Here is a 24,580-nt window from a genome sequence, read left to right as displayed (position 1 = left end):
GTGGGAACGGCAGTACCGTAGTGACACATTTAGGTGTTCGAAACAATTAATGCGGATTTGCGGCGGTGGCGAAGTGTCGGCTTTTTAACAGTTTTTAAACCTGAGTTTCACGCTGAACGCCTTGTTTCGCATAAGTTTAACATAAATTAACCATAGCAGAAGATTTTCGCCCGCGTCACGCCGTAATTTAAGCCGATAGCAGCGGCCCGGATGCGTGAATACGACACAGATGTGACACGAAACAGGAAACGGCGAGACAGGAATTTCAGCCATGGCAGCGGTCAGTATTGCTTTCGAAGCTCCCGACAATTGCGGCGGTGCGCCCGCCGCCGGTAAAAAACCGATCGATTTCGATCATCTCGCCCGGCAGACGATGGGCGACAAGGATCTGGAGATCGAAGTGCTGCAACTCTTCAGCCGCAACGCCCGCGCCGCGCTGCATGAAATGGCAGGTGCCGACGACAAGGCGGTCATCGCGACGGCCCATCGTTTGAAGGGGTCTGCGCAGGCCGTCGGCGCCTCGGCCGTTTCCGCGGCCGCAGCCGTGGTGGAGGACAAGGGCAATGACAGCGCGGCGATTGCAAAACTCGCGGCAACCATTGTCGAGGCCGAAAATTTCATCCTCAAGCTCTGCCGCTGAGGCGTAATTCATCAAATCTGGCATTTTGCAAGGCCGGTTGCGTCTGTGCGCCCTTGAAGCGGGTTGCCAAGGCGGACCGGCCTTTCTATGTGTTTAGAACAGTTCTTAGATCACATTTTGGATTTCCGGCATGACAAAACTGACCATCGTTGCCTTTGACGGCACGCCCCATGAACTCGACGTGAGCAACGGCTCCACCGTCATGGAGAATGCGGTGCGCAACTCCATTCCCGGTATCGATGCGGAATGCGGCGGCGCCTGTGCTTGCGCGACCTGTCATGTCTATGTCGACGACGCCTGGGCGGAGCGCGTGGGCGGACCGGAGCCGATGGAAGAGGATATGCTGGACTTCGCTTTCGACGTTCGCCCAACCTCGCGCCTTTCCTGTCAGATCAAGATGAACGACGAGCTTGATGGTCTCGTGGTCCATGTTCCCGAGCGTCAGGGCTGAAATTCCCGTATTGCCTCACGCAGAAAAAGCCCCGCTCACCTTGTAGTGGGGAGCGGGGCGAGGCGGGTACGCAGCATGCAGGCGAGGGAGGAAACACCTGCGAGCCCTCAAGTGCGCACCGGGAGAACCGGAGACGGCTGGAGCCCTCAAGCCGCTTGGCCGAATGGTCCGATACCGTACGAAGAACGTACAATGAGTCTTGGCGACGGCACCATCACGAGAATTCACGGGTGATATCGGACATGACGTAACGTCATGTCCGTGCTTGATGTTAAGGGAATGAGATGGGGGTGTAAGACCGCTCAGCGGCGGTTCTGGCCCTGCTCGAGCCGGTTTTTCAAAAGCCGTGTCATCCGGGCATCGAAATTTTTCGATTCCACGACGTCGAAGCGCATCTGATCCCGGTCGTGCTCGTCCATCACCGTCTGGGTGATCTTGCCGACCATTTCCTGCAGCGTCTCGCAGCTCTTCTGCGGGCGAAGCGACGTCAGCTGTCTTTCAAGCGAGCGCGCGTGGGTGCGGGCGATTTCCGCGTGGCGTTCCTCATGGCGCTTGATATCGGCAAGCAGCGTATCCCAGATGAAGGCCAGTTCCGCCGTGGTGCGACGGCGGTTTTTCCATTGCGGCAGGAGAATGCGGGTATTCAGCACCACTTTGGCCGTTCCGACGCTGCAAAGGCCGTTTTTCTCGACATAGGTGAGCTCGCCGCCGAATTTGATTTCGGTGGCGCCGGGATGGCGCGCGCCGGTATTGCGCGTCAGCGGGCCGTGTCTGGAAAGCTGCTGGTCGAGGTCGGCGGCGGTTTTGCCGCTGATCGAAAAATAGGAATAGGTCTTGCGGACGATGGTTTCGGAAAAAGCCGATCCGGGTAGGGAAAGTGCCACTGCGGCCGCTAAAGCGGCGCAAAGAGCACGCGATGATTTGGTCATGACCCGGCCTTCCGGTTGAACTTGAAAAAGGTTTGCTGCATAGGCGGAGCGGAACTTATAAGAATTGGCATAACACTCCGTTATTCCCGAAAGGCGCGTGTTACGTGATAACAGCCGGCAGCAACGCGTGGCAAGCGGCCCATGGCCGCTCCCTGAAACTTGATGGGCGTGGCCGTATTATGGCCATCGTCAATGCAACGCCCGATTCCTTTTCCGATGGCGGCCGTTTTCTCGCCGTCGATGCGGCTTTTTCTCATGCGCTGACCTGTGTGGAAGAAGGGGCGGATATCATCGATATCGGCGGCGAATCGACCCGTCCGGGTGCCGCAGAGGTAACGGAGGCGCAGGAACAGGACCGGGTGCTGCCGGTGATCGAGAAACTGCGCCGCGAAACCGACGTGCTGATTTCCGTCGATACCTATCGCGCCTCGACGGCAAGGCTGGCAATCGGGGCCGGCGCTCATATCGTCAACGACGTCTTTGGTCTGCAGAAGGATGCGGAGATGGCGGGCGTGGTCGCCGCCAGCCGCGCCGGCATCTGTATCATGCATACCGGCCGCGACCGGCAAAAACGGGCCGATGTCATCGAGGACCAGTTCGAATTCCTCAATCGCTCGCTTGAGATCGCCGGGGATGCGGGTATTGCCCGCGACGCCGTCGTGCTCGATCCCGGTTTCGGTTTTGCCAAGGACGAGAGTGAAAATGTCGAGCTGATGGCGCGCTTTCGCGAACTTGCCGCTTTCGGCCTGCCGGTTCTGGCCGGTACGTCGCGCAAGCGTTTCATCGGGTCGCTGACGGGCCGGGATGCGGCCCATGAACGCGATATCGGAACGGCGGCGACCACCGCGATCCTGAGACTTGCCGGCGCTTCGATTTTTCGCGTGCACAATGTCGCCGCAACCCGCGATGCGCTGGCAATCGCCGATGCGGTTCTTGCCAAAGCGTCGGCAAAGGCCGATGCGTAGATCAACGAGTGCCCGAATGCCGTGTCCCGAAGATGGCGCGGCTTTTGGGAGAAACAGTCCTGCCATGGAGGCGATGCGATGAGCCGCTATACCATCATCCTGAAAAACTGTTCTTTTTTCGCCCGTCATGGCCTTCTCGAGCAGGAGGAAGTGCTGGGCCAGCGCTTTTTCGTCGATGCCGAGATGGAAGTCGAGGCGGGTGATGCGCTGGAAACCGATGATATCGAAAACACCGTCGATTATGGCGTGGCTTTCGCCGTCATCGAAAAAATCGTCGTCGGCCAGCGCCGTTATCTCATCGAGGCGCTGGCGAACGACATCGCCAAGGCGCTTCGCGCCCGTTATCCGCAGATCGTCTGGCTCAGGATCACGGTACGCAAACCCTCTGCGCCGGTTCCCGGCATTCTCGATTATGCGCAGGTGAGCGTTGAACACCGTGCCTGAAAAGATGACCGTCGCCGCCTTGGGGCTCGGCGGCAATATAGGCGATCCTACCGCAGCCATGGCAAGGGCGCTGCGCGAACTCGATGCGCGTGACGATTGCCGACTGCTGGCCGTCTCGAACCTTTACTGCACGCCGCCCTGGGGCAAGACGGATCAGGCGGATTTCTTCAATTGCTGCGCCTTGGTCGAAACCTCGCTTTCCGCGCCCGCGCTGCTGCAATTATGCCTCGACATCGAAAAGGGCATGAAGCGGGTGCGCACGGAACGCTGGGGTCCGCGCACCATCGATATCGATGTGCTGACCTATGGGAATGAGTCTCTCGTAACGGAAAGCATCGAAGTGCCGCATCCGCGCATGACGGAGCGCGCATTCGTGCTGATGCCGCTTGCCGATATCGCGCCAGACCTTGAGGTAAAAGGCAAGCCCGTGCGGGAATGGCTTCAGCAGGCGGACAAGACCGGCATTGTCAGCGCAAACGAAAAACGGGAGTGGTGGACACTCCCGCTTGGCGATGGCTGAGAAGAGTATGGCTTTTACGGCTTGATCGAACCGACAGCGAGCTGGTCGATATCGCGCGCCAGCGTCACGCCGATGACCGGGATCATCTGGTCGGCGACCTTGACCGAAATGGTGATGTTCATCGAATTGTCGTTCGAGACGCGGGCGACCATCGCACCGTTGAGCTTGGCGCGGTTGATGCCGACGACGACCTTGTCGCCGCTGACCTGTCCGGAGGTGATGTCCAGTCCCTTGCCTTCAGCGCCGTCGAGGAATTTGCCCTCGTAAGAGTTGCCCTTCTGGCTGATGACGGCAGACATGGGCTGGCTGAAGACGCCGACGCGGCAGGTGCCGCCGAGCTTGATGCCGGTCTGCTTGTCGTCGAGCGGTTCGCCCGTCAGATCGCAGGTGAACTTCGTGCCCTTGTATTTGCCGGCGACGATTTCGCCCGGGCCTTTCCAGACACCGGCCACGGAGCGGAAGAACACGTCGTCGCGATCGCGCGATGCGGCATGGACGTCAGACATGCCGAAACCGCCGCTGACGGACAATATGGCGGCAAGCCCGCCCACAAGCGAAAAGAAGCGCGAATACATGATACTTTCCCCGGCGAAGATGCCTGTTCGATAGGCTGCAATCTACCGGCGGAATGGTTAATGCTTGGTTTATTTCGCTCTCATTTGCGGCTTCGTTCGTAACCTTTTGAACCGCCCAGGCCCGAGCAATCAGGCTTTTTCACCGGTTTTTCCACCGCTTAAATCGGGGGTGAGGTCGGACATGAAATCGCCGATCCCCGGCCGCTTCACCGCTCTGAACGGCAGCGGACGGCACAAATCCATCGCGGCAATGCCGATTCGCGCCGTCATCAGGCCGTTGATGACGCCTTCGCCGAGTCGCGCCGAGAGTTTCGAGGCAAGACCGTGGCCGAGAACCTGCTGGGCGAGCCCGTCGCCAACCGCGATCGAGCCCGTGACGGCAAGATGGGCGACGACATCGCGCAGGAGCTTCAGCATGCCGAGCGTGCCGGGGCGGCCGCCATAAAGCTCCGCCATGGCGCGCACCAGCCGCGTCACTTCAAACAGCACATAAGCGAGATCGACCACCGCGCGGGGGCTGACGGCGGTGACAACGGAGACGCGCTTGGACGAATTGAGAATGAGGGCGCGGGCCTGCCTGTCGAGCGGAACGAGCAACTCGCGTTCGGCAAGCTCGATCAGATGCGGGCCGTCGATCACATCGTTTTCAGTTTCCTTCAGCGCCGCACGCCCCTTGGCCGTTTCGGCCCGGTGGGAGAGAACGGCATTCAGGCGGGTGACGATGGCGCGTGCGGGTTTCGGGCTCTTGTCTAGGCTCGCCGTCTCGGCATCGGCCTTCAAGGATTGCACCGCGTTAAGCCGCATGATGCCGAAGACTTCGCGGCCGACGAGAACGAGAACGGCGAAAAGCGCCACAATAAGCGCGGTAGTGGCCGTGTAACCCAGCCAGTCGGAACGGGAGAACAGGTTGCGGATGAGTTGATCCGCCCAGAGCCCGAAGGCGAGGGAGAACAAGACACCAAGCGCGCCGAGCGCAAGCTTGCCGAAGGAGAAGCGGCTTTTCTTCGGAGACGCCACCGGCAGCGCGGCGGCATCGATCTCCTCAGGCGCCAGAAACGGATCGTCCTCGTCGGGCGTCAGCGAAATCTCGGCGTCGAAGCTGCGCGGCGCGCGTTTCTGTGCGGCGGACGGTCGTGCCGTCTCTTCGGTTTCGAGCGTGAAAGCGGCCGGGCGGCGCGCCTGCGGATCGTTTTGTGTGGGAAGCTTCATGCGAGCTTGTCTCCGAACAGGAACTGCATGGCGCGGTCGAGCCTGATATGGGGAACGGAAAGCCTGATGCCGCCGCTGCCCGGCTCATCTATGTTCGGCGGGCGGAAGCGCACGACATTGACGTCCGGCAGCGACGCCTTGTCGCCATCCCTGTCGATGCTGCGGAACAGCGGCTCGGGATCTTCAGGCAGATCGCCGGGAAAGATCGCCGTCTTGCGATTGCCGTCAAAGGTCTCGCCATTGATGGTTTCACCGGCCATGGGCGTGCCGACGATGACGGGCAGCTCGTGGCCATCCTGTCGCACGCTTGCCTCTCTGGTGGCGCGCACGGAAGCGAGCGCCATGACCTCGATGCCGGCGCCATTCATGCCGATGGTGGTAATGGCGCGGTCCACCAGACGGCGGGTCAGGCGCTCCAGCCGGTCGTGGCTTTCGTGATGCAGGTGATCGGCCTTGGTGGCGGCGATCAGCACCTTGTCGATTCGCCTGCCGATCAGCGACGACAGCAGGCTGTTGGTGCCGGGGCGGAAACAGGCAAGCACATCGCCCAGCGCGCGCTCCAGATCCTGCACGGCTTCCGGGCCGCGATTGACCGCCTGCAGCGTGTCGATCAGAACGATCTGCCGGTCGAGGCGGGCGAAATGCTCGCGGAAGAAGGGTTTGACCACGATCGACTTGTAGGCGTCATAGCGCCGTTCCATCATGGCGCGCAGCGAGCCCTTGGGCGCTTTCTCATCCGTCAGGCCGGGAAGCGGTGCGAAGGTCAGCGCGGGCGATCCTTCCAGATCGCCGGGCATCAGGAAACGGCCGGGCGGCAGGGTCGAGAGTGATCTTTCATCGGATTTGCAGGCCTTCAGATAGGCCGCGAAACTTTCGGCCAGACGTCGAGCCGTCATCTCGTCGGCCGGTGCGTTGATATCGAGCGAAGAGGCGATCGCCAGCCATTCCTGCGCCAGTTCGGCGCGGATGCCGCTTCCGGCAAGGGCGACGGTCGCGTCGCTGAACTGTTTGTAATCCTGCGACAGAAGCGGCAGGTCGAGCAGCCATTCGCCGGGATAATCGACGATATCGATGGAAAGCTTGCCGGCCGAAAACCATCGGCCCCAGCCGCTGGCGCTCTGATAATCCAGCGTTATCCTGAGTTCCGAGATCGCCCGTGTCGAATCCGGCCACAGCCGGTCGCGCACCAGCGCCTGAATATGATCCTCATATTGAAAACGCGGAATGGCGTCATCCGGCTGCGGCTCCAGCCGCACATTAGAGACGCGTCCGGAGCGCATGGCCTCGAACAGCGGCAGCCGGCCGCCATTCAGAAGATTGTGGACGAGGGAAGAGATGAAAACCGTCTTGCCCGCCCGCGAAAGACCGGTGACGCCAAGCCGTAGTGTCGGGTGGGTGAGGTTGCTCGCACGGTCGGCCAGATTATCGAATGCGATAAGCGCGCTGTCTGTCAGGGACGTAAGAGAAGGCGGCAATGGCAGTTTCCTGGCTGTGTTTAACGGTCACGGCTGCAATATAGGAAGGTATGGCTGCCCAAAAAAGAAGCGCTCCAGCGGATTTTCAGCGGGGCTTCTCTCCAGAATTTTTTGGCACGCCGCAGCGCTTACTTGCCCGGTGCGAGAAAATCGACCAGCCGCCAGCTATTTTTGCCGTTCGCGGCGCTCTCATCGTGATCAAGCACGGCAAGACCAGAGGTGGGAAAGCCCGAGGGCAGGGCGGCATGCAGCAGATCCTCGCCGATCATTGCTTCCAGCGTCGCCTCCATGGTGGGGTTGTGGCCCACCAGCATCACCGACTGCGCCTGCGCCTGCGCGGCGATGAGGGAAAGGTAGGTTTCGCTGCGCGCATTATACATCTCATCGACGTAGAAGATGTCTATGCCTTCGTTGAACGCCCGCTGCCAGGCCTGCGTGGTCTGTCGGCAGCGCGCGGCCGTGGATGACAGAAGCAGATCGGGGCGGTAATGCCGGTCGGCGGCAAGGTCGGCGATGACTTCCGCCTCGGCAAAACCGGCTTCGTTCAATCCCCGGTCGAAATCCCGTTCTCCCGGCGCCGCCCAGGCGGCCTTGGCGTGGCGCAGAAGATAAACTCGGCTCGGGGAAGATGCTGTCAAGGGCGGGGACCGGCGTTCGAATGTGAGGGCACGGTCTGAATGCTACAGGATAGGGTTGCAGGACCGCAAGTCCTCTTTCCTGTTGGTAAGTCGCGTTGAAGTGATTGAAGAAGAGTTCGCTTCAATACGAATAAAGGATAAAAATTAGTCATTTAGATGATTTTTGTGTCAGTTTTAAAAATGCCTGAAAACTGATCTGCAGACTTGAATCGGCCACTATCATTGGAGTATACACCGCCGCATTGAGATGTTCTTCGAGGAGAATCGCGTTGAGTGAGAAGATCGATCTTAGCAAATATGTGCTCTCGGAAGACGATGAGTTCATGAATGCCAGCCAGCGGGCTTACTTCCGCGCGAAGCTGGTCGCCTGGAAAAATGACATCCTGAGAGAAGCGCGCGAGACCCTCGGACATCTCGCCGAAGAAAGCGCCAACCACCCCGATCTCGCCGATCGGGCTTCTTCCGAAACGGACCGGGCGATCGAACTTCGCGCCCGCGACCGTCAGCGCAAGCTGATTTCAAAGATCGATGCGGCTCTTCAGCGGATCGAAGACGGCACTTACGGTTACTGTGAGGAAACGGGCGAGCCTATCGGCCTCAAGCGTCTGGACGCCCGCCCGATTGCAACGCTTTCCATCGAGGCGCAGGAGCGTCACGAGCGTCGCGAAAAAGTCTATCGCGACGAATAAGGCGCTGCGGCCGAGAGGTCGGCAAATCGCATGACAAATAATAAGGGCACGGAAATCGCTTCCGTGCCCTTTTTCAATTTCGAATTTCTGGTCGGAAGACCCGCGCGCGTCAGCGGTCGCGGGTCACGGAAAGCTCTCCGAAGATACGCGCCATTTCCTTCTGCATGTCTCCATCCGGTGAAGCGCCGGTGACAGGCGGGGAAGCGGGCTGTGTCTTGACCTGCTTTTCCGCGACAGGGGCGATGGACGGCTCATTATCCGCCTCCTTGCTTTTGGCGATTTCCGCCTCGAGGAAGCTTTCGAAATCGCTGGCGAGCTCATCGGAAAATTTCGGCTCGGCGTCGTTCGAAGCCACAGCCGGATTTTCAGGCTTGGGCGGGAAAGGTGCGGGTGGCGTTGTCTGTCCCGGCTTCAGGTCGGGAAGGACGCGCTCCCGTGCAGCGTCGAGAAAATCGGCGGCGATGGATTGATCGATCACTGGCTCGCGCGCGGCAAAGACCGGCGGGGCGAATTCCGCAGTCCGTTCCTCCGCCTTTGCCTCTACTGGCGCCTGTGCAGGGATCGGCGGTGCGACCGGTGCCGGAGCCGGAGCCGGCACGACGGGCTCGGCACGCCTCGGTTCCGTTCGGGCCGCAGCCATGTCGAGCGATGCCGCCGCCATGGGCAAGACGGCAGCGACCGGAGCCGTTGCAACCGGTATCGGCGGCGGCGTGGGGCGCGCTGTCTCCCGCTCGGGGGCCGCCTGTCTTGCCGGCGGCGCGGTTTCGCGCGCCGTTACAGGCGTGGGTACGGGTTGCGGCGGGGTCGATGGCCGTGGCGGCACCTGAGCGGCGGCTGCCGCGACGGGTGCTGGACGCGGGGACGGGACAGGTGCCGGCGGCTCTGGCCGCTGTGCTTGCTTCACGGGTTCTTCAGGCGCGGAAACGGGAGCCGCAGCCACAACGGGCTGCTGTTGCGGCAGGGCGGGGCGACGCTCCTGCTGGATCGCCGGCTCGGCTCTCTTCGGCTCGCTTTCCTGGCGCGGTAGCGCCTTCAATTCCGGCTCCTGTACGTCCCTGACAATGGGGATCGCGCCTATACCGCTTTCGATGACGATATCCGTCGGACCGCCGATCATGACGAGATGCTCGACATTGTCACGGCGCACCAGCACCAGACGGCGGCGTGCGTCCACGGCCGTTGCATCGAGAACCTGCAGGCGCGGCTGCCGGTTGCGCCCGCCCCGGATGAAAGGGGCAGAGCCGCTCCTCCTGCGCAGAAGCCACAGCGCAATCGCCAGAACAAGCAGGGCCACACCAACACCGACGACCGCGACGATGAGACGGTTTCCATAAGCGCCGATAAAATCTTCCATCATGGAGATCATCCCTTCAGATTTTTTGGCTTTTTCGTTTCTTGGGCAATTAATATTGCCGTGGTTCTTATAAAGTGAACATCAAGCAGGAAAAGACGATTTTTTTGGGCACGATACAAGGTTTATTCATTTCGCCCCACAGGATTGCCGCCTCAACCGCAACGACGCCACCAAAGCGCCATACCTCGTCCTTCAATGCTGAAAGACAGTGAAAGTTGCAATTCTTTTGCCGAAGGAGCGTTCCGGAATGCCCCAGTCATTGCGCATTGACTGCTTCCTCGCACGGCATGTGATGCGTGTTGTTTTGCTGTTGCCACCGTTTTTCGCGCTTCCACATTCAATCGCGTGGGCCGAAGACAAGGTGCCGGATAACGCAGCGACCATGGCGGAATTCGTGCGCGACCATCCTTCCTGCATCGACTTCACGGATGGATGCTCGGTTTGTACCGTGGCTGACGGCAAGATCGTCTGTTCCGCGCCGCGCATTCAATGTCAGGTGAAGGAGCTGACCTGTACAAGGCCGTAGTCTTTTAAGGCTTATATACACCTTTCAGGCCGTTTTCGCTGTGCGTTTTTAAGCCTTTGTGTCCTGGCGGAGCTTTTTGCCGGTCAAGCGAGTTGCTACAAGAAATTTTACTGCCCGATTCCGTCAAGGGAGTAGGGCTGACCGAATGACGACCTGCACGACTGCGAGGCCAAGATGACACGGGTGCGCGAGACAAGCGACAACGACCTTCCGCTGGTGGACAGGCGCGCCCGTTCCGGCACGGTCTTGCGCATTCTGCTTCTGGCGCTGGTTCTGATCGCCGCCGCCGCCGCCTTCGTCTATTTCAAGGATTCGCTCGAAAACGAAATCGTGCTCGGCATTCTTGGCGTGCTGGCCATGATGGGCATCTTCTTTCTGGTCTCGTCGATTATCGGTTTCATCGAGGTCATGCCGCAGTCGCAATCCGACGGGCTTGCCCGCCGCTTTCTCTCGGCCCATCCCGAAGGCACGCTGATTACCGACGCCAAGGGGCATATGGTCTATGCCAACGCCACCTATTGCCGGATGAGCGGCACCACCAGGGCGAGCGATATCCAGAGTCTCGAAACGCTCCTGTCGCGCAGCCGGGAATCGACCGAAGCGCTTTACCGGCTCATCAACGTGCTGCGCGAAGGTCGCGACGGCTACGAAGAGTTCCGCTTGCTCAAACCGCTGGGTGAGGACGCTAACACCGGGCCGCACTGGTACAGGCTGAAGGGCCGGGTCCTGAAGGATGCGGGCGGCGAGGGGCTGCATGTCTTCCAGATCGCCGATATCACACCCGAACGCGAGGATCAGGAGCGCTTCTTCCGCGAATTGCAGAATGCCATCGATTACCTCGATCACGCCCCGGCCGGTTTCTTTTCCGCCGGGCGCAAGGGCGAGATCGTTTATCTGAACGCTACTTTGTCGGAATGGCTCGGCATCGATCTCGCGCAGTTTTCACCCGGTTCGATGACGGTTTCCGATATCGTCGCCGGCGAGGGCATGGCGCTGATCGAATCGGTGCATCCGCAGGGCACGGCGAAGCGCACTGAAATCCTCGATCTCGACATGCGAAGGGTGAACGGCCAGAGCATGCCGGCCCGCCTCGTGCATCAGGTCACCTCGAAAGATGGCGCGCCTGGCGAGAGCCGCACCATCGTCCTGATGCGCCCAAAGGGGCAGGAGGATACGGAATCCTCCTCCGCCATGCGTTTCACCCGCTTTTTCAACAACACGCCGATGGCGATTGCCTCGCTCGATGGCGAAGGCCGCATCCTGCGCATCAACGCGCCCTTCCTGAAATTGTTCTCCGGCGTTGTCGGACGCGACGATATCGATCGCGGCGTGGCGCTTGAGACGGTCATCCATGACAATGAAAAACCACGGCTCGAGCAGGCGCTGGCCGAGGCCAAGGACCGTCAGGGCGACATCGCACCCTTCGATTCCCGCCACCCGAGCGACGAGGGCAGGCATTTCCGTTTCTACGTCAATGCCGTGATCGATCAGGATGATGAAGCCCCGGAAGAGGTGGCGATCGTTTACGCTATAGAGGTGACCGAGCAGAAGGCGCTCGAGACCCAGATGGCGCAGACCCAGAAGATGAATGCCGTTGGCACGCTCGCCGGCGGCATCGCCCACGATTTCAATAACGTTCTCACCGCCATCCTGCTGTCTTCGGACCATCTGCTGCTACAGGCGCGGCCCGCCGATCCGAGTTTTGCCGATCTCATGGAGATCAAGCGCAACGCCAACCGCGCGGCCGTGCTGGTGCGCCAGCTTCTGGCGTTCTCGCGCAAGCAGACCATGCGTCCGGCCATCCTCAACCTGACGGATGTGATCGGCGATCTGCGCATGCTGGTGGACAGGCTTATTTCCGGTACCAATGTCAAGCTGGAGGTCGATTATGGCCGCGATCTGTGGCCGGTGAAGACGGATCTGTCGCAATTCGAGCAGGTGCTCATCAATCTCTGCGTCAATGCACGCGACGCCATGCCCGACGGCGGCAAGATCACCATCAGGACGCGCAACGTCGACGCGAAGGAAATCGCAGCGCTTGGCCGTCCGGAATTCCCGGCCGAGGACATGGTGATGGTGGAAGTTGCCGATAACGGCACGGGCATTCCGCCGGAGATCATGGACAAGATTTTCGAGCCCTTCTTCACCACCAAGGAAGTCGGCAAGGGCACCGGCCTTGGCCTGTCGATGGTCTATGGCATCGTCAAACAGTCGGGCGGTTATATCTATCCCGAATCGGAAGTGGGCAAGGGAACCGCCTTCCGCATTTACCTGCCGCGCCATGTGGTGGAGGCCGCTCAGAGCAACGGGCAGCCCGGCGAGGCGGCGCTTGCTCCGGTCATCGCAGCCGAGCCGGTGAAGGAAGAGCCGCTGGACCTCACCGGCAAATCCGCCGTCGTGCTTCTGGTGGAGGACGAGGAGGCGGTGCGGCGCGGCGGCAAGCGCATGCTGGAAACCCGAGGCTACACCGTGCACGAAGCCGGCTCCGGCACCGAAGCCCTGGAGGTGATGGAGGAACTGGAAGGCAAGGTCGACATCGTCGTTTCCGACGTCGTGATGCCGGAAATGGACGGTCCGTCGCTGCTGAGAGAACTGCGCAAATCCTATCCGGACCTGAAATTCATCTTCGTTTCGGGTTATGCCGAGGATGCTTTCGCAAAGAACCTGCCGGCGGACGCCAAGTTCGGTTTCCTGCCGAAACCCTTCTCGCTCAAGCAGCTCGCCATCGCCGTGCGCGAAATGCTCGACGACAAGGAATAAGGCCGGCGGCGGCGAACCGGATTCGGCTGCGCCGCGACCTGTCGCATCCATTTGCATCCGGCCTGAAAAATGCGGCGCTACTGCGGGTCCGTGTCTTCCGGCACCCTGGCTGCCCTCATATCCGCACTTTTCCCGAGGTTTGCCTCTTCGCAAACGCAATAGTGATTGCACCGTTTCGCAAGGGGCTTAAAATCGCGTCTTAACGACCTAGATATGAAGAGGCGAAGTTCTCCCTCCTGGCAAAGAACTGTCGGTTTGAGAACAGTTTGGAGAATGATGAAAGATGATCGCTAAGCCGATCTACATGCAGGGCGAGGGCGAAGGGGAAGACGGCGGCGGCACCAACCGCGGGACGTCTGTTATCACCCGCGTCAAGCCAAAAACAAAAAGACCGAATTTGTACCGTGTTCTTTTACTGAATGACGACTACACTCCCATGGAGTTCGTCATCCACATTCTGGAGCGTTTTTTCCAGAAGGATCGCGAAGCGGCAACCCGCATCATGCTGCACGTGCACCAGCACGGTGTGGGCGAATGCGGGGTGTTTACATATGAGGTCGCAGAGACGAAAGTAAGCCAGGTCATGGATTTCGCCCGACAGCACCAGCATCCGCTGCAATGCGTCATGGAAAAGAAATGAGGATCGCAACGTGCCAACTTTTTCCCCAAGTCTCGAGAAGGCGCTGCACCAGGCACTGACCTTTGCAAATGAGCGTCACCACGAATATGCGACGCTGGAACATCTCCTTCTGGCGCTGATCGACGACGCGGATGCCGCAGCTGTCATGGGCGCCTGCAATGTCGATCTCGATGCGCTTCGCAAGACTGTCAGCGATTACGTCGACAATGAACTGACGAACCTCGTCACGGGTTACGACGAGGATTCCAAACCCACATCCGGCTTCCAGCGGGTTATCCAGCGGGCCGTCATCCATGTTCAATCGTCCGGCCGCGAGGAAGTGACCGGCGCGAACGTGCTTGTGGCCATTTTCGCCGAGCGCGAAAGCCACGCTGCCTATTTCCTGCAGGAGCAGGAGATGACCCGTTACGACGCGGTCAACTACATCTCCCACGGCATCGGCAAGCGCCCCGGCACGTCGCAGACGCGCACGCCGCGCGGTGCCGATGAACCGGAAAGCGAAAACAAGGCGAGCCGTAGCAATCCCGAGGAAGATGGATCCTCCGCCAAGAAGCAGCAGGATGCGCTGAAGGCCTATTGCATCAACCTCAATGAAAAGGCGAAAAACGGCAAGATCGACCCGCTGATCGGCCGTCACGACGAGGTCAACCGCACGATCCAGATTCTCTGCCGCCGCTCCAAGAACAATCCGCTTTATGTGGGCGATCCGGGCGTGGGCAAGACGGCGATTGCCGAAGGTCTCGCCAAGCGCATCGTTGAAGGCAAGGTGCCGGAAGCGCTCGCCAATGACACCATCTTCTCGCTCGACATGGGCACGCTTTTGGCGGGGACCCGCTATCGCGGCGATTTCGAAGAGCGTTTGAAGCAGGTCGTCAAGGAACTTGAGGAATATCCGGGCGCGGTTCTGTTCATCGATGAAATCCACACCGTCATCGGCGCCGGCGCAACGTCCGGCGGCGCGATGGATGCATCGAACCTGCTGAAACCGGCCCTGTCTTCGGGTGCGATCCGCTGCATCGGCTCGACTACCTATAAGGAATATCGGCAATTCTTCGAAAAGGATCGCGCGCTGGTGCGCCGTTTCCAGAAGATCGACGTCAACGAGCCGTCCATCGATGACGCCATCGCGATCATGAAGGGGCTGAAGCCCTATTTCGAGGATTACCACCACCTCAGATATTCCAATGAGGCGATCAAGGCTGCCGTGGAACTGTCGGCCCGCTACATTTCCGACCGCAAGCTGCCGGACAAGGCGATCGATGTGATCGACGAGACCGGTGCGGCGCAGATGTTGCTGCCGGCCTCCAAGCGCCGCAAGCTGATCACCGAACGGGAAATCGAGGCGACCATCGCGACCATGGCCCGCATTCCCCCGAAGACGGTCTCCAAGGACGACGAGATGGTTCTCGCCAATCTTGAAAAGGAACTGCGTTCCGTCGTTTACGGTCAGGATATCGCCATCGAGGCGCTTGCCACGGCCATCAAGCTGGCGCGTGCGGGCCTGCGCGAACCGAACAAGCCGATCGGCTCCTATGTCTTCTCCGGCCCGACGGGCGTCGGCAAGACGGAAGTGGCCAAGCAGCTTGCCGCCTCGCTCGGCGTCGAGATGCTGCGCTTCGACATGTCGGAATACATGGAACGCCATACCGTGTCGCGTCTGCTCGGCGCACCTCCCGGTTATGTCGGCTTCGATCAGGGCGGTCTTTTGACTGACGGTGTCGACCAGCATCCGCATTCCGTGGTGCTGCTGGACGAAATCGAAAAGGCGCATCCCGACATCTACAACATTCTGTTGCAGGTGATGGACCATGGCTCGCTGACCGACCATAACGGCAAGAAGATCGACTTCCGCAACGTCATCCTCATCATGACGACCAATGCGGGTGCATCCGAAATGGCGAAATCCGCCATCGGTTTCGGTTCTTCGCGGCGCACGGGCGAGGATGAAGAGGCGATCAACCGTCTGTTCACCCCGGAATTCCGCAACCGTCTGGATGCGATCATTCCGTTCTCGCCGCTGCCGACCGCCGTTATCCACAAGGTGGTGCAGAAGTTCGTCATGCAGCTGGAAACCCAGCTGTCCGAGCGCAACGTCACCTTCGATCTGCATGAAGATGCGATATCCTGGCTGGCGGAGAAGGGTTACGACGAAAAGATGGGCGCCCGCCCGCTGTCGCGCGTGATCCAGGAAAACATCAAGAAGCCGCTCGCCAACGAAATCCTCTTTGGCAAGCTCAAGAAGGGCGGCGTCGTCAGCGTCACCGTCGGCAAGAAGGATGACGGATCCGACGGCCTTGTACTCGAGGTTCTGCCGGAGACCGCGCCCGTGAAGCCGCAGCCGGAGGCCGAACTGAAGGCGGCCAAATCGCCCGGCAAGGCAAAGGCCAAGACAAAACCCGCCTCCAAGGCGGCGAAGGCCAATGAAGAGGCGGATGTCCTTGTTGCCGAGGCCGACAAGTCGGACGAGGACAGCAAGCCGCGGCGCAAGACCAATGCGGTGCCGAAAGTGCCGAAGAAGAAATGATCGAGGTCTTCTACCGATAAATCGATGCCGGGCGAAAGCCCGGCATTTTCATGTATGAAGCGCGTCGCGTTTTTCCCGATACCTGCGGCGTGTTTCATTTTTTGTTTTATGCGTGACGTTATCCCGAAGCGCGGCACAGTTTCGGGTGACATGCACAAGTGGGTCAGCAATGCAGACTGCCGACAGCGATACCATCCCCCTGAGCGGCTGGTTTTTCCGGGGAATGCGGGGCATATTTTCGCTGCCCTCGCTCATTCTGATGACATCTTTCGTCGGTTTCAGCGCTTTCGCGCTGGAATCGGGTGTCGCGCGGGGTGAAGCCGTGTTCATGACGCTGATGATCTGGGCCCTGCCGGCCAAGATGATCCTGATCGGCTCGATGGTCGGCGGCGCCAATCTTGCCGCCTGCTTTCTGGCGGTGACGCTGTCGTCGGTCCGGATGATGCCGATGGTCGCCTCCATCGTTCCGGAAATGCGCGGCGCGAAGACCCCGACATGGATTTTGCTGTTCCTCTCGCATTTCGTCGCAATCACCGCCTGGGTCTTTGCCACGCAGAATCTCTCCAGGGTGCCGCGTGAAGCCCGCGCCGCCTGGTTTGCCGGTTTTGGCATGACGCTTACCGTGGTCAATGCCACCATCGTCGGCCTGTGTTACGGCGTTGTCGCTGCCTTTCCGCCGCTCGTCGCCGGCGTGCTGTTTTTTCTCACACCGGTCTACTTCGTGGCATCGATCTGGGCTTCGGCCCGCCATTCCGTCGTCAAGGTCGCCTTCGTCATCGGCGTCATCGCCGGGCCTGCCTTCGCGGTCATCGCACCAGAATTCGATATTCTCTATGCCGGGATCGGCGGAGGCACGGCAGCCTATCTCATCGACCGCCTCGTGTTCCGCCGCCGGATAAAACCCGTTTCACCGGAGAGCGAACCATGATGACCGAAAACTGGTGGGCGCCCTATCTCTTCATCGCGATTGCCGGCTGGCTCGCGACCGATCTCTGGCGCTGGCTCGGCGTTCTTGCCGGTAACCGGCTGAAGGAGGAGTCCGAGGCACTCCACTGGGTGAGGGCGGTCGCCACCGCACTTGTCATGGCCGTTACCGCCAAGCTGATCGTCTTCCCGACCGGGTCGCTCGAAGCATCGCCTTTATGGCTGCGCATCGGAGCGGCGGCACTCGGCTTTGCCGCATTCCTGTTGGCCGGCCAGCGCGTCATCGTCGGCGTCGCCGTCCCGATCCTGCTTTTGGCCGGAGGATTGTTGGTGCTCGGTTTTTAATACTCTCCTTATCCGAATATTAAGTCCGTTGCCCTAGTTTGCCATTGACTAGACAGGGGCCAATTCCATGCGGCTATTCGCGGCAGAACGCTTTGTACTTGGCTTTATAGCCATATTATTCGCCGTCGATGCGGCTCTGATCGCTGTCAAAGGCATCGGGGTCGATTACGCCGGATATTTTTTATGCGCGCTGGCGGGTGCTGGTGTTTTCATCCTCGGTCAATTCTATCGCAAAAGCGCGCGTGATCTTCGCATCGCCGCTGCCCTGATTGCGGGCGGCCTGTTCATCCTCTTCACGCTTGTCGCCTCCGTGTTTAACTACATGTTCCTGCCCGTCGCTTTCCCGACGATTGATCATGTGCTCTTCCGCGTGGATGCGGCCTTTGGCTATAGCTGGGCGGGCATCGTCCTCTGGGCAGCGACACATCCGTGGATCGGGACAGTCCTGTTCGTGGTCTATGCAACGTCACTGCCGCAGCTTCTGGTGATCGTGATCACGCTCGGTTTTACCGGCAAGGAACAGAGACTGCACCACTTCCTTGTCACGGGCGTGCTGGGTGCATTTGCAAGCATCGTCTTCTGGATATTCTTCCCGACATTCGGACCTTCGGCCTATGTGCAACTGCCGGAATGGATCTCGCAGGCAATTCCCTTGGCTGTTGATAATACCTACGGGCAGGAGTTGAACCGGCTTACATCGGAGGGCGTGGTCTATATTTCGCCTAAGAACGTGCTGGGGCTGATCGGTTTTCCGTCGTTTCACATATTCATGGCAGCAATGTCCGTCTGGTTTGTGCCGCGTCACTGGGCGGTGATGGCGGTGATTCTGCCGGTGAATCTTTTGATGCCGCTGGCTGTTCTCGTTCAGGGCGGACATCATCTTTCTGATGTTTTCGGCGGTTTAATCGCTTTTGTCATCATCTGCGCCGTCTCTGCCCGCCTGCTGAATTGGATTTCCGAAAGGGAGCGGGCAGGGCAGATAATAGGCGCTCCCGCTCAGATCGTCGCGGCGGAATAATTGCCGCGCATTCCACTCTCTCGGGCTTCCGCAACAAGCCAATCCGCAAGAAGTCTAGCCGGTGCGCTCATCTCTTCGGCTTCCATCAGCCAGTAATATTTCTCAGTATCGGCCGCCCGATCGAAGAGCACGGTCAGTTGGCCTTCGGCGATCTCGTCGTGAAGCAGCGCTGTCGGGCAGAGGCCGATGCCTTGACCGGCTTTGAGAGCGGTCACGAGCAGATTGAAATCCGCGAAAACCGGACCGGCGCTATCGGGCAGGGATATTCCCCCGGCTGCGAACCAGTGCTGCCAGGCCGCCTCGGTGTCGTCATGCAGCAATTCCGCTCGTAACAGGCTGTCAACATCGTCAAAAGGACCGAATTTGGCGACATAGTCCGGCGCGCATGTCGGCCGCGTCTCCGCGCTGAAAAGCGCTACCGCATTTTCCCCGGAGGCGATGCCATGTCCTATGGTGAGATCGGCCGGTATTGCGTGATGCGCGCCGGAATAGCTGATGGATACCTGTATATCGGGGTAAAGCGCCCGAAAGCGGGGCAGGCGGGGCGTCAGAAAATGCGCCACGACCGAGGGCAGGCTGGCAAGACGGACGGCGATGCGGTCATGGCCCTGGCGGATTCGGGCGGCGCCAGAAGCGATCTGGCGTAGGGCGGTCGAAACCGTCGTGCCGAATTCCTTTCCGGCCGGGGTAAGCCTCACACCCCTCGCATGCCGCTCGAACAACGCCACACCGAGCCAGGCCTCCAGATTGCGCACATGCTGGCTGACGGCAGTCGCCGTCATGCCGAGTTCCTGCGCAGCCAGAGAAAAACTCGTTCTTCTGGCTGCGGCTTCGAATGAGCGGAGGGTGGTGAGCGGCGGTAATTTCATGGTGTCTCAAGGGTAAGTAAGACTTGGGCTGAGCGCAAGAAAAACCCGTCTTGTCAGGCGGGCACACATGGCGCAATTTCGCCTCGAGATTTTGATTGCCCGAGGATTTCATGACCCCCATGCCCGCCGCTGAACCCGTCGACGCCGCCGCACGCCGCGCCGTCCGTCCTGTTGTCGTTTATCCGAACGGGACGCTTGAAATGCCGGACCTCGCGCGTCTGGAAGAAGCCAAACGAAGCATGGAAAAGATCGATGAGGTCATCGTGCCGCCGCGTGACGGTCGCAGCTTTTATGTGCCGAAGGGGCATTTCTTTCGCATCGTAAGCGTTGAAGGTCCGCAGGTCGGAGACCTGAACCTCTGGAACGCCCATGATCTGACCGAGCGGTTTTTCAGCGGCAAGACCCGCGCCCTGCATGCCACCCATGTTTCGGTTGGCAACCGGCTGTGGAGCAACCTGCCATCCCTGCGGCCGATGGCGACGATCACGCATGATACGCTATCATGGTATGGCTTCGACGAAGACGGCGGCGGCGTGCATGACGTGATCGGCACACGCTGCGATCCCTATACCAACAAGCTGCTCAGCGGCGGCGATTACCACCATTGCTGCCATTCCAATCTCACCAATGCGCTCGCCTCTGCCAGGGGGCTGTCGTTCCGGCAGGCGGAGCCGCATGTGCATGACGTCCTCAATGTCTTCATGTGTACGGGTTTCACCCGCGACACACACCAGTATTTCATGAAGGCGAGCCCGGTGCGGCCGGGTGATTATCTGGAATTCTTTGCGGAGATCGATCTTATCGGGGCGCTTTCCGCCTGCCCGGGCGGTGATTGCAGCGCCACGCATTCGAGCGATACTGCGGCCTGTTATCCGCTGAAGGTGGAAATATTCAGGCCAGATATGGCGGTGCTTGAGGGCTGGCCATGGCCGGAGAGGAATGCATATCTGCCTGTGGAATGATGAGAAACGACACAGTCGGACACGATCTGGCATCCAATCAATGCGCGTCTGCGCCGTAAGAAGACTCTCTCGCGATCAAGGACTTGATCGCACTGGACCCCGGACCAAGTCCGGGGTGACGGCGTGGGTATGTGCTACGCTTTGCAGGATACGCGCCTGCTAGGCAACCATCACGAAGCAAGCGCGGCCTTTATCTTCTCCGCATGGGCCTTCAACACCTCGCCATCGGCCATCACACCGGAATGCGGCTTCAGCGGCTCGCCTTCCTTGCGCGGAATGACGTGGAAATGCAGGTGGAACACGGTCTGGCCAGCCGCCGGCTCGTTGAACTGGGCGATGAAGACACCATCCGCATCGAAGGCTTCCTTCGCAGCGACGGCGAGTTTCTGCACCACGGGAATGGTTTTGGCCAGCACTTCCGGGTCGGCATCGAGCAGGTTGCGCGAACCGGTCTTCGGAACGACCAGCAGATGGCCGGGGGCCTGCGGCATCACATCCATGAAGGCCAGCGTGTGTTCGTCTTCGTAAAGCCTGTGGCTTGGAATTTCGCCACGCAGGATTTTAGCGAAGATATTGTTGTCGTCATAGGCGCTGGCCGTCATCGTGGTCTCTCCTCATGGCGGACTATACGTCCGGTTCCTGTCTCTCGCCCTTGCGGAAGGGCGTGTGTTCATCAAGATAATCGCCGATATGCTCGACTTCTTCGCGCTCGCGCTGAAGATAGTCGGCAATGGCACGGCGCAGGCCCGGATGTACGATGAAATGCGCCGAATGGGTGGTGACCGGCACATAACCGCGCGCCAGCTTGTGTTCGCCCTGGGCGCCGGCTTCCACCCGTTTCAATCCCCTGGAAAGCGCGAAATCGATCGCCTGATGATAGCAGACCTCGAAATGCAGAAAGGGATGGTCCTCGATGCAACCCCAGTGGCGGCCATAAAGCGCGTCCGAGCCGATGAAATTGATCGCACCGGCAATATAGCGCCCCTCACGTTTCGCCATCACCAGCAGCACGTCATCGGCCATGCGCTCGCCGATCAGCGAATAAAATTCCCGCGTCAGATAAGGCCGGCCCCATTTGCGGCTGCCGGTATCCATGTAGAAGGCGAAGAACTGGTCCCAGATATCCTCGGTCAGGTCGCTGCCCGTCAGCCAGTCGATCTCGATGCCGTTTTCCAGCGCCGCGCGGCGTTCCTTTTTTAGCCCCTTGCGCTTGCGCGAGGAAAGGGCGTCAAGAAAATCGTCGTGGTCACGATAACCGTCATTGATGAAGTGGAACTGCTGGTCGGTCCTGTGCAGGAAATCGCGGGGCAGAAGGGCGGAGAGATCGTTCTCTTCCAGAAATGTGACATGTGCCGACGAGACGCCGATCTTTTCCGTCACCTGCGCGAGACCGGAGGCCAGGAGCGTTTTGAAACGTGTCTCATCCTCGTTTTCGCAGACGAGTAACCGTGGTCCGGTTGCCGGCGTGAAAGGGACCGAGCATTGCAGTTTCGGATAATAATGACCGCCGGCCCGTTCGAAAGCATCCGCCCAGCCGTGGTCGAAGACATATTCGCCCTTGCTGTGGTTCTTCAGATAGGCCGGCACCGCGCCGATGAGAGCACCGGAGGCGTTTTCGAGAAGCAGATGGTGCCCGAGCCACCCGGTTTTGGCTGTCGCCGACCCCGATTCTTCCATTGATGATAAAAATTCATGGGAAATAAAGGGGTTGTAGATTTTTCCTGATGTATTGCGCGAGGTTCCGGAAAGCCGTTTCCAGCTTTCCGGATCGATATCCCTGAAGGATTGCGCAATGCTGATGGAATAGTCTTCTGTCATGCCGTGGCGGACGGGTTCTCTCTCGGGTCGAAACCTTCGAATGTCATCTGGTCCGCATATTTATAGGTAGTCTCGCGCGCATTTTCATCCCTGACTGTCCAGGTAATCACCGGAAGCCCGAGTTTTCTTTGCGCCTCGATGAAGCTGTTGGGCAGATGACCCCAATGATAGGAGATAAAATCGAGACCCATCTGCATCGCTTCGTCATGTTTGAAGAAGTCTTCCGGCTTGTCGCCCTCGGCGGTGAGACCCAGCGGCCAGGGCGAGCCGGCCGCCTTCAGATCTTTCAGCAGATGGTGGTCGAAGCTCATCAGCGCCACATGGCCCTTATAGCCCTCGAGGTCTTCCAGCACCGCCTCGGCAAAACCGTCGTCGACGCCTTCATCGGCGCGGCCTTTCAGCTCGATGACCAGCGGCACCTTGCCGGCGCAGAGCGTGAGAAGCTGCTTGAGGGTAGGGACCCGGTCCCCGGTCTGGCCGACGGCAAGAAGCGACAGTTCGGCCGATGTGCGTTCGCGCACATCGCCCTTGATGCCGGTCAGGCGGGCCATGTCGTCGTCGTGAAAGATCACCGGCACGCTGTCGGCGGCCAGCTGCACGTCGCATTCGATGGCGAAACCGGCCTCGATGGCGCGGGAAAAGGCGGAAAGCGTGTTTTCCCAGATCGCTTTATTGAGATCGTGATAACCGCGATGGGCGACGGGCTCAGCCGTCAGCCAGGAGAGTTTCAGCGTCATACGTCGATTTCCACAATGGCGTCGATTTCAACGGCGGCATTGAAGGGCAGGCAGGCCATGCCGACGGCGGCGCGGGCATGTTTGCCGGCATCACCGAGAACATTGGCGAGAAGATTGGAGGCGCCGTTGATGACGAGGTGCTGTTCCACAAACTCCGGAACGGAGGCAACAAAGCCATTCAGCTTGATGACACGGCGGATTTTCGAGAGATCGCCATTCAAAGCGGCCTTGACCTGTGCGAGAATGTTGACGGCGCAAAGTTCGGCCGCGCGCTGGGCGCCTGGCACGTCGACATCGCGGCCAACGAGGCCCGTCACCGCAATCTTGCCCGATTCCATCGGCAGTTGACCCGATACATAAAGCAGATTGCCGCTGATGGTGAATGGAACGTAGTTTGCGGCTGGTGCTGCGGCTACGGGGAGCGTAAAGCCAAGTTCCTTGAGGCGGCCTTCGATGACGTCCGACATTTTCGTCTCCGGTTTTGTTGTAAATCCTTCAAGAATCCGGCATTCAGAAGATGTTGATCCAAAAGCCGGGCGGTTGCTTGTACAATATGAGCGGCGAGTCCAACAGGAGATATTGCATGTTTGTCAGGACGCTTGGTTTCGTTGCCGCAACAGGGCTTATGACCGGCCTGTCAAACGCTGCCAATGCCTTGCCGGTCACGGTTCCCGATCTCGTCGCCCACCGCGCCGTCTACGATCTCGAACTCAAGGATGCGTCCGATCGATCCGGCATCGAGGGCATGACGGGCCGCATGGTCTATGAGTTCACCGGCTCGGCCTGTCAGGGCTACAAGACGGATTTCCGTTTCGTGACGCAGATCAACACCGGCGATGCCGTGCGCATGACCGACCAGCAGACCACGACCTTCGAGGATCTGACGGCCAAAAAATTCACCTTCGAAACCAAGTCCTACACCGACGACAAGCTGGACAAGGAAGTGCAGGGCGCTGCGACCGACGGCACCGATGGCGTGAAGGTCGATCTGACCCGCCCGGATGCCCGCCAGGTCAGTCTCGTCGCCAGCGAATTCCCGACGCAGCACATGTTCCAGGTCATCGAACATGCGAAACAGGGAAAGCGCATCTTCGAATCCCGGATATTCGACGGTTCGGACGATGGCGATGAAAGCCTGATCACCTCCACCCTGGTCGGCAAGTCGCAGATGCCGAAGGATGGCGATGCCGACGCCGGCAAGGCGGGTGATTTCGCCAAGGCGGCATTCTGGCCGGTAACGATCGCCTATTACAACGACAAGACCGGCACGGACGCGCTGCCGATCTACCGCATGTCGTTCAAGCTCTATGAAAACGGAATCACCCGCGATCTGACGATGGATTACGGCGATTTCGTCCTGACGGGAAAGCTTGCGAAGCTTGATATTCTCAAGCCCGAAACCTGCGAAAACAAGCCAGTCCGCTGAAACGCGGCGGTTTCTGCGGTTTTTTCGCATAATCGCTTGCATTTTTGCGCAGGCGACTGTATGCGGCTCACCATTCCACACGCGAAGCTTGGGATGTTCCGGGAGAAATCCGGTCCGTTCCGCCCGGTGGTATCGATGAAAA

At 59.7% G+C, this 24,580-nt stretch carries 26 protein-coding genes; 15 read left to right on the top strand and 11 right to left on the bottom strand.

Features of this window, described 5'->3' with window-relative positions; all coding sequences use genetic code 11:
• Positions 1–271 precede the first annotated feature (271 nt).
• Both ACIK7D_RS01255 and ACIK7D_RS01250 read left to right on the top strand, forming a co-directional pair.
• A complete protein-coding gene (locus ACIK7D_RS01255) occupies positions 272–640 on the top strand; it encodes an Hpt domain-containing protein (RefSeq protein ID WP_137452025.1) in 369 nt (122 codons plus the stop codon).
• Between the two features lie 130 nt (positions 641–770).
• Positions 771–1,091 (top strand): 2Fe-2S iron-sulfur cluster-binding protein, encoded by a 321-nt coding sequence (locus tag ACIK7D_RS01250; RefSeq protein WP_003502527.1) that lies wholly within the window; start codon positions 771–773, stop codon positions 1,089–1,091.
• A gap of 302 nt (positions 1,092–1,393) precedes the next feature.
• Here the strand turns inward: ACIK7D_RS01250 and ACIK7D_RS01245 are convergent, their stop codons facing one another.
• On the bottom strand, positions 1,394–2,020 hold the full coding sequence (locus ACIK7D_RS01245) for a DUF922 domain-containing Zn-dependent protease (protein WP_080817134.1): 627 nt from the start codon (positions 2,018–2,020) through the stop codon (positions 1,394–1,396).
• A gap of 179 nt (positions 2,021–2,199) precedes the next feature.
• On the opposite strand from ACIK7D_RS01245, the gene folP reads away from it, so the two are divergent.
• The 3 genes from folP (at position 2,200) to folK (ending at position 3,949) form a co-directional block, all read left to right on the top strand.
• A complete protein-coding gene (folP, locus tag ACIK7D_RS01240; protein WP_127756103.1) occupies positions 2,200–2,985 on the top strand; it encodes a dihydropteroate synthase in 786 nt (261 codons plus the stop codon).
• Positions 2,986–3,063: 78 nt separating this feature from the next.
• Positions 3,064–3,429, top strand: a complete 366-nt coding sequence (gene folB, locus ACIK7D_RS01235; RefSeq protein ID WP_003502532.1) for a dihydroneopterin aldolase — start codon at positions 3,064–3,066, stop codon at positions 3,427–3,429.
• Between the two features lie 4 nt (positions 3,430–3,433).
• On the top strand, positions 3,434–3,949 hold the full coding sequence (gene folK / locus ACIK7D_RS01230) for a 2-amino-4-hydroxy-6-hydroxymethyldihydropteridine diphosphokinase (protein ID WP_400155997.1): 516 nt from the start codon (positions 3,434–3,436) through the stop codon (positions 3,947–3,949).
• A 14-nt stretch (positions 3,950–3,963) separates the two neighbouring features.
• Here folK and ACIK7D_RS01225 read toward each other — a convergent pair whose 3' ends face one another.
• The 4 genes from ACIK7D_RS01225 to ACIK7D_RS01210 all read right to left on the bottom strand — a co-directional run bounded on the left by ACIK7D_RS01225 (position 3,964) and on the right by ACIK7D_RS01210 (position 7,813).
• The gene (locus ACIK7D_RS01225) at positions 3,964–4,524 is read right to left on the bottom strand and encodes a hypothetical protein (protein ID WP_003521427.1); all 561 of its coding nucleotides are present in this window, start codon (positions 4,522–4,524) and stop codon (positions 3,964–3,966) included.
• Between the two features lie 129 nt (positions 4,525–4,653).
• On the bottom strand, positions 4,654–5,733 hold the full coding sequence (locus ACIK7D_RS01220) for a YcjF family protein (protein WP_020810822.1): 1,080 nt from the start codon (positions 5,731–5,733) through the stop codon (positions 4,654–4,656).
• Positions 5,730–7,208 carry a YcjX family protein gene (locus ACIK7D_RS01215; protein WP_059752773.1) on the bottom strand — a complete coding sequence of 493 codons (1,479 nt, stop codon included), beginning with the start codon at positions 7,206–7,208 and terminating at the stop codon, positions 5,730–5,732. Before ACIK7D_RS01215 ends, ACIK7D_RS01220 begins: the two co-directional genes overlap by 4 nt.
• Positions 7,209–7,336: 128 nt before the next feature.
• Positions 7,337–7,813, bottom strand: a complete 477-nt coding sequence (locus tag ACIK7D_RS01210; protein ID WP_052025757.1) for a histidine phosphatase family protein — start codon at positions 7,811–7,813, stop codon at positions 7,337–7,339.
• A 302-nt stretch (positions 7,814–8,115) separates the two neighbouring features.
• On the opposite strand from ACIK7D_RS01210, the gene dksA reads away from it, so the two are divergent.
• Positions 8,116–8,535: an RNA polymerase-binding protein DksA gene (gene dksA / locus ACIK7D_RS01205; RefSeq protein ID WP_003496274.1), complete on the top strand. Its 420-nt coding sequence runs from the start codon at positions 8,116–8,118 to the stop codon at positions 8,533–8,535.
• 109 nt (positions 8,536–8,644) lie between these two features.
• On the opposite strand, the gene ACIK7D_RS01200 is transcribed toward dksA, so the two are convergent.
• Complete coding sequence (locus ACIK7D_RS01200) at positions 8,645–9,901, bottom strand: flagellar biosynthetic protein FliO (protein ID WP_400155449.1); 1,257 nt, start codon at positions 9,899–9,901, stop codon at positions 8,645–8,647.
• A 235-nt stretch (positions 9,902–10,136) separates the two neighbouring features.
• On the opposite strand from ACIK7D_RS01200, the gene ACIK7D_RS01195 reads away from it, so the two are divergent.
• The 7 genes from ACIK7D_RS01195 to ACIK7D_RS01165 all read left to right on the top strand — a co-directional run bounded on the left by ACIK7D_RS01195 (position 10,137) and on the right by ACIK7D_RS01165 (position 18,626).
• Positions 10,137–10,415 (top strand): hypothetical protein, encoded by a 279-nt coding sequence (locus ACIK7D_RS01195; protein WP_080818739.1) that lies wholly within the window; start codon positions 10,137–10,139, stop codon positions 10,413–10,415.
• Positions 10,416–10,589: 174 nt separating this feature from the next.
• Positions 10,590–13,175, top strand: a complete 2,586-nt coding sequence (cckA, locus tag ACIK7D_RS01190; protein ID WP_400155448.1) for a cell cycle histidine kinase CckA — start codon at positions 10,590–10,592, stop codon at positions 13,173–13,175.
• Positions 13,176–13,458: 283 nt separating this feature from the next.
• Positions 13,459–13,815: an ATP-dependent Clp protease adapter ClpS gene (gene clpS / locus ACIK7D_RS01185; RefSeq protein WP_003502541.1), complete on the top strand. Its 357-nt coding sequence runs from the start codon at positions 13,459–13,461 to the stop codon at positions 13,813–13,815.
• 10 nt (positions 13,816–13,825) lie between these two features.
• Complete coding sequence (clpA, locus tag ACIK7D_RS01180) at positions 13,826–16,339, top strand: ATP-dependent Clp protease ATP-binding subunit ClpA (protein ID WP_080817129.1); 2,514 nt, start codon at positions 13,826–13,828, stop codon at positions 16,337–16,339.
• 169 nt (positions 16,340–16,508) lie between these two features.
• Positions 16,509–17,267: an AzlC family ABC transporter permease gene (locus tag ACIK7D_RS01175; RefSeq protein WP_400155447.1), complete on the top strand. Its 759-nt coding sequence runs from the start codon at positions 16,509–16,511 to the stop codon at positions 17,265–17,267.
• A complete protein-coding gene (locus tag ACIK7D_RS01170) occupies positions 17,264–17,608 on the top strand; it encodes an AzlD domain-containing protein (RefSeq protein WP_162936664.1) in 345 nt (114 codons plus the stop codon). The genes ACIK7D_RS01175 and ACIK7D_RS01170 overlap by 4 nt, the downstream gene beginning before the upstream one ends.
• Positions 17,609–17,675: 67 nt before the next feature.
• Positions 17,676–18,626, top strand: a complete 951-nt coding sequence (locus ACIK7D_RS01165; protein WP_400155446.1) for a phosphatase PAP2 family protein — start codon at positions 17,676–17,678, stop codon at positions 18,624–18,626.
• On the opposite strand, the gene ACIK7D_RS01160 is transcribed toward ACIK7D_RS01165, so the two are convergent.
• Positions 18,605–19,495, bottom strand: coding sequence for a LysR substrate-binding domain-containing protein (locus ACIK7D_RS01160; protein ID WP_400155445.1), 891 nt, complete (start codon positions 19,493–19,495; stop codon positions 18,605–18,607). The two genes, ACIK7D_RS01165 and ACIK7D_RS01160, sit on opposite strands and share 22 nt — an antisense overlap.
• 110 nt (positions 19,496–19,605) lie before the next feature.
• Between ACIK7D_RS01160 and ACIK7D_RS01155 the strand changes: the two genes are divergently transcribed.
• Positions 19,606–20,457, top strand: a complete 852-nt coding sequence (locus ACIK7D_RS01155; protein ID WP_400155444.1) for an urea carboxylase-associated family protein — start codon at positions 19,606–19,608, stop codon at positions 20,455–20,457.
• 170 nt (positions 20,458–20,627) lie between these two features.
• Here ACIK7D_RS01155 and ACIK7D_RS01150 read toward each other — a convergent pair whose 3' ends face one another.
• The 4 genes from ACIK7D_RS01150 to ACIK7D_RS01135 are packed head-to-tail and all read right to left on the bottom strand — an operon-like array spanning position 20,628 to position 23,479.
• Complete coding sequence (locus ACIK7D_RS01150; protein WP_400155443.1) at positions 20,628–21,059, bottom strand: HIT family protein; 432 nt, start codon at positions 21,057–21,059, stop codon at positions 20,628–20,630.
• A gap of 22 nt (positions 21,060–21,081) precedes the next feature.
• A complete protein-coding gene (locus ACIK7D_RS01145) occupies positions 21,082–22,275 on the bottom strand; it encodes a GNAT family N-acetyltransferase (RefSeq protein WP_400155442.1) in 1,194 nt (397 codons plus the stop codon).
• Complete coding sequence (locus tag ACIK7D_RS01140; protein ID WP_400155441.1) at positions 22,272–23,012, bottom strand: glycerophosphodiester phosphodiesterase; 741 nt, start codon at positions 23,010–23,012, stop codon at positions 22,272–22,274. Before ACIK7D_RS01140 ends, ACIK7D_RS01145 begins: the two co-directional genes overlap by 4 nt.
• Entirely contained in the window at positions 23,009–23,479 is a 471-nt protein-coding gene (locus ACIK7D_RS01135; RefSeq protein WP_269314633.1) for a RidA family protein, read from the bottom strand. The genes ACIK7D_RS01140 and ACIK7D_RS01135 overlap by 4 nt, the downstream gene beginning before the upstream one ends.
• A gap of 116 nt (positions 23,480–23,595) precedes the next feature.
• Here ACIK7D_RS01135 and ACIK7D_RS01130 point away from each other — a divergent pair, with 116 nt between their 5' ends.
• Positions 23,596–24,438: a cell envelope integrity EipB family protein gene (locus tag ACIK7D_RS01130; RefSeq protein ID WP_080817122.1), complete on the top strand. Its 843-nt coding sequence runs from the start codon at positions 23,596–23,598 to the stop codon at positions 24,436–24,438.
• Positions 24,439–24,580: the final 142 nt, after the last annotated feature.

Source organism: Agrobacterium sp. P15N1-A (genome assembly GCF_044626815.1).
Taxonomy (GTDB): domain Bacteria; phylum Pseudomonadota; class Alphaproteobacteria; order Rhizobiales; family Rhizobiaceae; genus Agrobacterium; species Agrobacterium leguminum.
The sequence above is the reverse complement of the archived record's forward strand: the minus strand, read 5'-3'. Positions and strand labels throughout refer to the sequence as shown.

Coding starts and splice junctions, on each gene's coding strand:
- ACIK7D_RS01255 (WP_137452025.1), top strand. CDS start 272: ATGGCAGCGGTCAGTATTGCTTTCGAAGCTCCCGACAATTGCGGCGGT.
- ACIK7D_RS01250 (WP_003502527.1), top strand. CDS start 771: ATGACAAAACTGACCATCGTTGCCTTTGACGGCACGCCCCATGAACTC.
- ACIK7D_RS01245 (WP_080817134.1), bottom strand. CDS start 2,020: ATGACCAAATCATCGCGTGCTCTTTGCGCCGCTTTAGCGGCCGCAGTG.
- folP (WP_127756103.1), top strand. CDS start 2,200: ATGGCCATCGTCAATGCAACGCCCGATTCCTTTTCCGATGGCGGCCGT.
- folB (WP_003502532.1), top strand. CDS start 3,064: ATGAGCCGCTATACCATCATCCTGAAAAACTGTTCTTTTTTCGCCCGT.
- folK (WP_400155997.1), top strand. CDS start 3,434: ATGACCGTCGCCGCCTTGGGGCTCGGCGGCAATATAGGCGATCCTACC.
- ACIK7D_RS01225 (WP_003521427.1), bottom strand. CDS start 4,524: ATGTATTCGCGCTTCTTTTCGCTTGTGGGCGGGCTTGCCGCCATATTG.
- ACIK7D_RS01220 (WP_020810822.1), bottom strand. CDS start 5,733: ATGAAGCTTCCCACACAAAACGATCCGCAGGCGCGCCGCCCGGCCGCT.
- ACIK7D_RS01200 (WP_400155449.1), bottom strand. CDS start 9,901: ATGATCTCCATGATGGAAGATTTTATCGGCGCTTATGGAAACCGTCTC.
- ACIK7D_RS01195 (WP_080818739.1), top strand. CDS start 10,137: ATGCCCCAGTCATTGCGCATTGACTGCTTCCTCGCACGGCATGTGATG.
- cckA (WP_400155448.1), top strand. CDS start 10,590: ATGACACGGGTGCGCGAGACAAGCGACAACGACCTTCCGCTGGTGGAC.
- clpS (WP_003502541.1), top strand. CDS start 13,459: ATGATCGCTAAGCCGATCTACATGCAGGGCGAGGGCGAAGGGGAAGAC.
- ACIK7D_RS01175 (WP_400155447.1), top strand. CDS start 16,509: ATGCAGACTGCCGACAGCGATACCATCCCCCTGAGCGGCTGGTTTTTC.
- ACIK7D_RS01170 (WP_162936664.1), top strand. CDS start 17,264: ATGATGACCGAAAACTGGTGGGCGCCCTATCTCTTCATCGCGATTGCC.
- ACIK7D_RS01165 (WP_400155446.1), top strand. CDS start 17,676: ATGCGGCTATTCGCGGCAGAACGCTTTGTACTTGGCTTTATAGCCATA.
- ACIK7D_RS01160 (WP_400155445.1), bottom strand. CDS start 19,495: ATGAAATTACCGCCGCTCACCACCCTCCGCTCATTCGAAGCCGCAGCC.
- ACIK7D_RS01155 (WP_400155444.1), top strand. CDS start 19,606: ATGACCCCCATGCCCGCCGCTGAACCCGTCGACGCCGCCGCACGCCGC.
- ACIK7D_RS01150 (WP_400155443.1), bottom strand. CDS start 21,059: ATGACGGCCAGCGCCTATGACGACAACAATATCTTCGCTAAAATCCTG.
- ACIK7D_RS01145 (WP_400155442.1), bottom strand. CDS start 22,275: ATGACAGAAGACTATTCCATCAGCATTGCGCAATCCTTCAGGGATATC.
- ACIK7D_RS01140 (WP_400155441.1), bottom strand. CDS start 23,012: ATGACGCTGAAACTCTCCTGGCTGACGGCTGAGCCCGTCGCCCATCGC.
- ACIK7D_RS01135 (WP_269314633.1), bottom strand. CDS start 23,479: ATGTCGGACGTCATCGAAGGCCGCCTCAAGGAACTTGGCTTTACGCTC.
- ACIK7D_RS01130 (WP_080817122.1), top strand. CDS start 23,596: ATGTTTGTCAGGACGCTTGGTTTCGTTGCCGCAACAGGGCTTATGACC.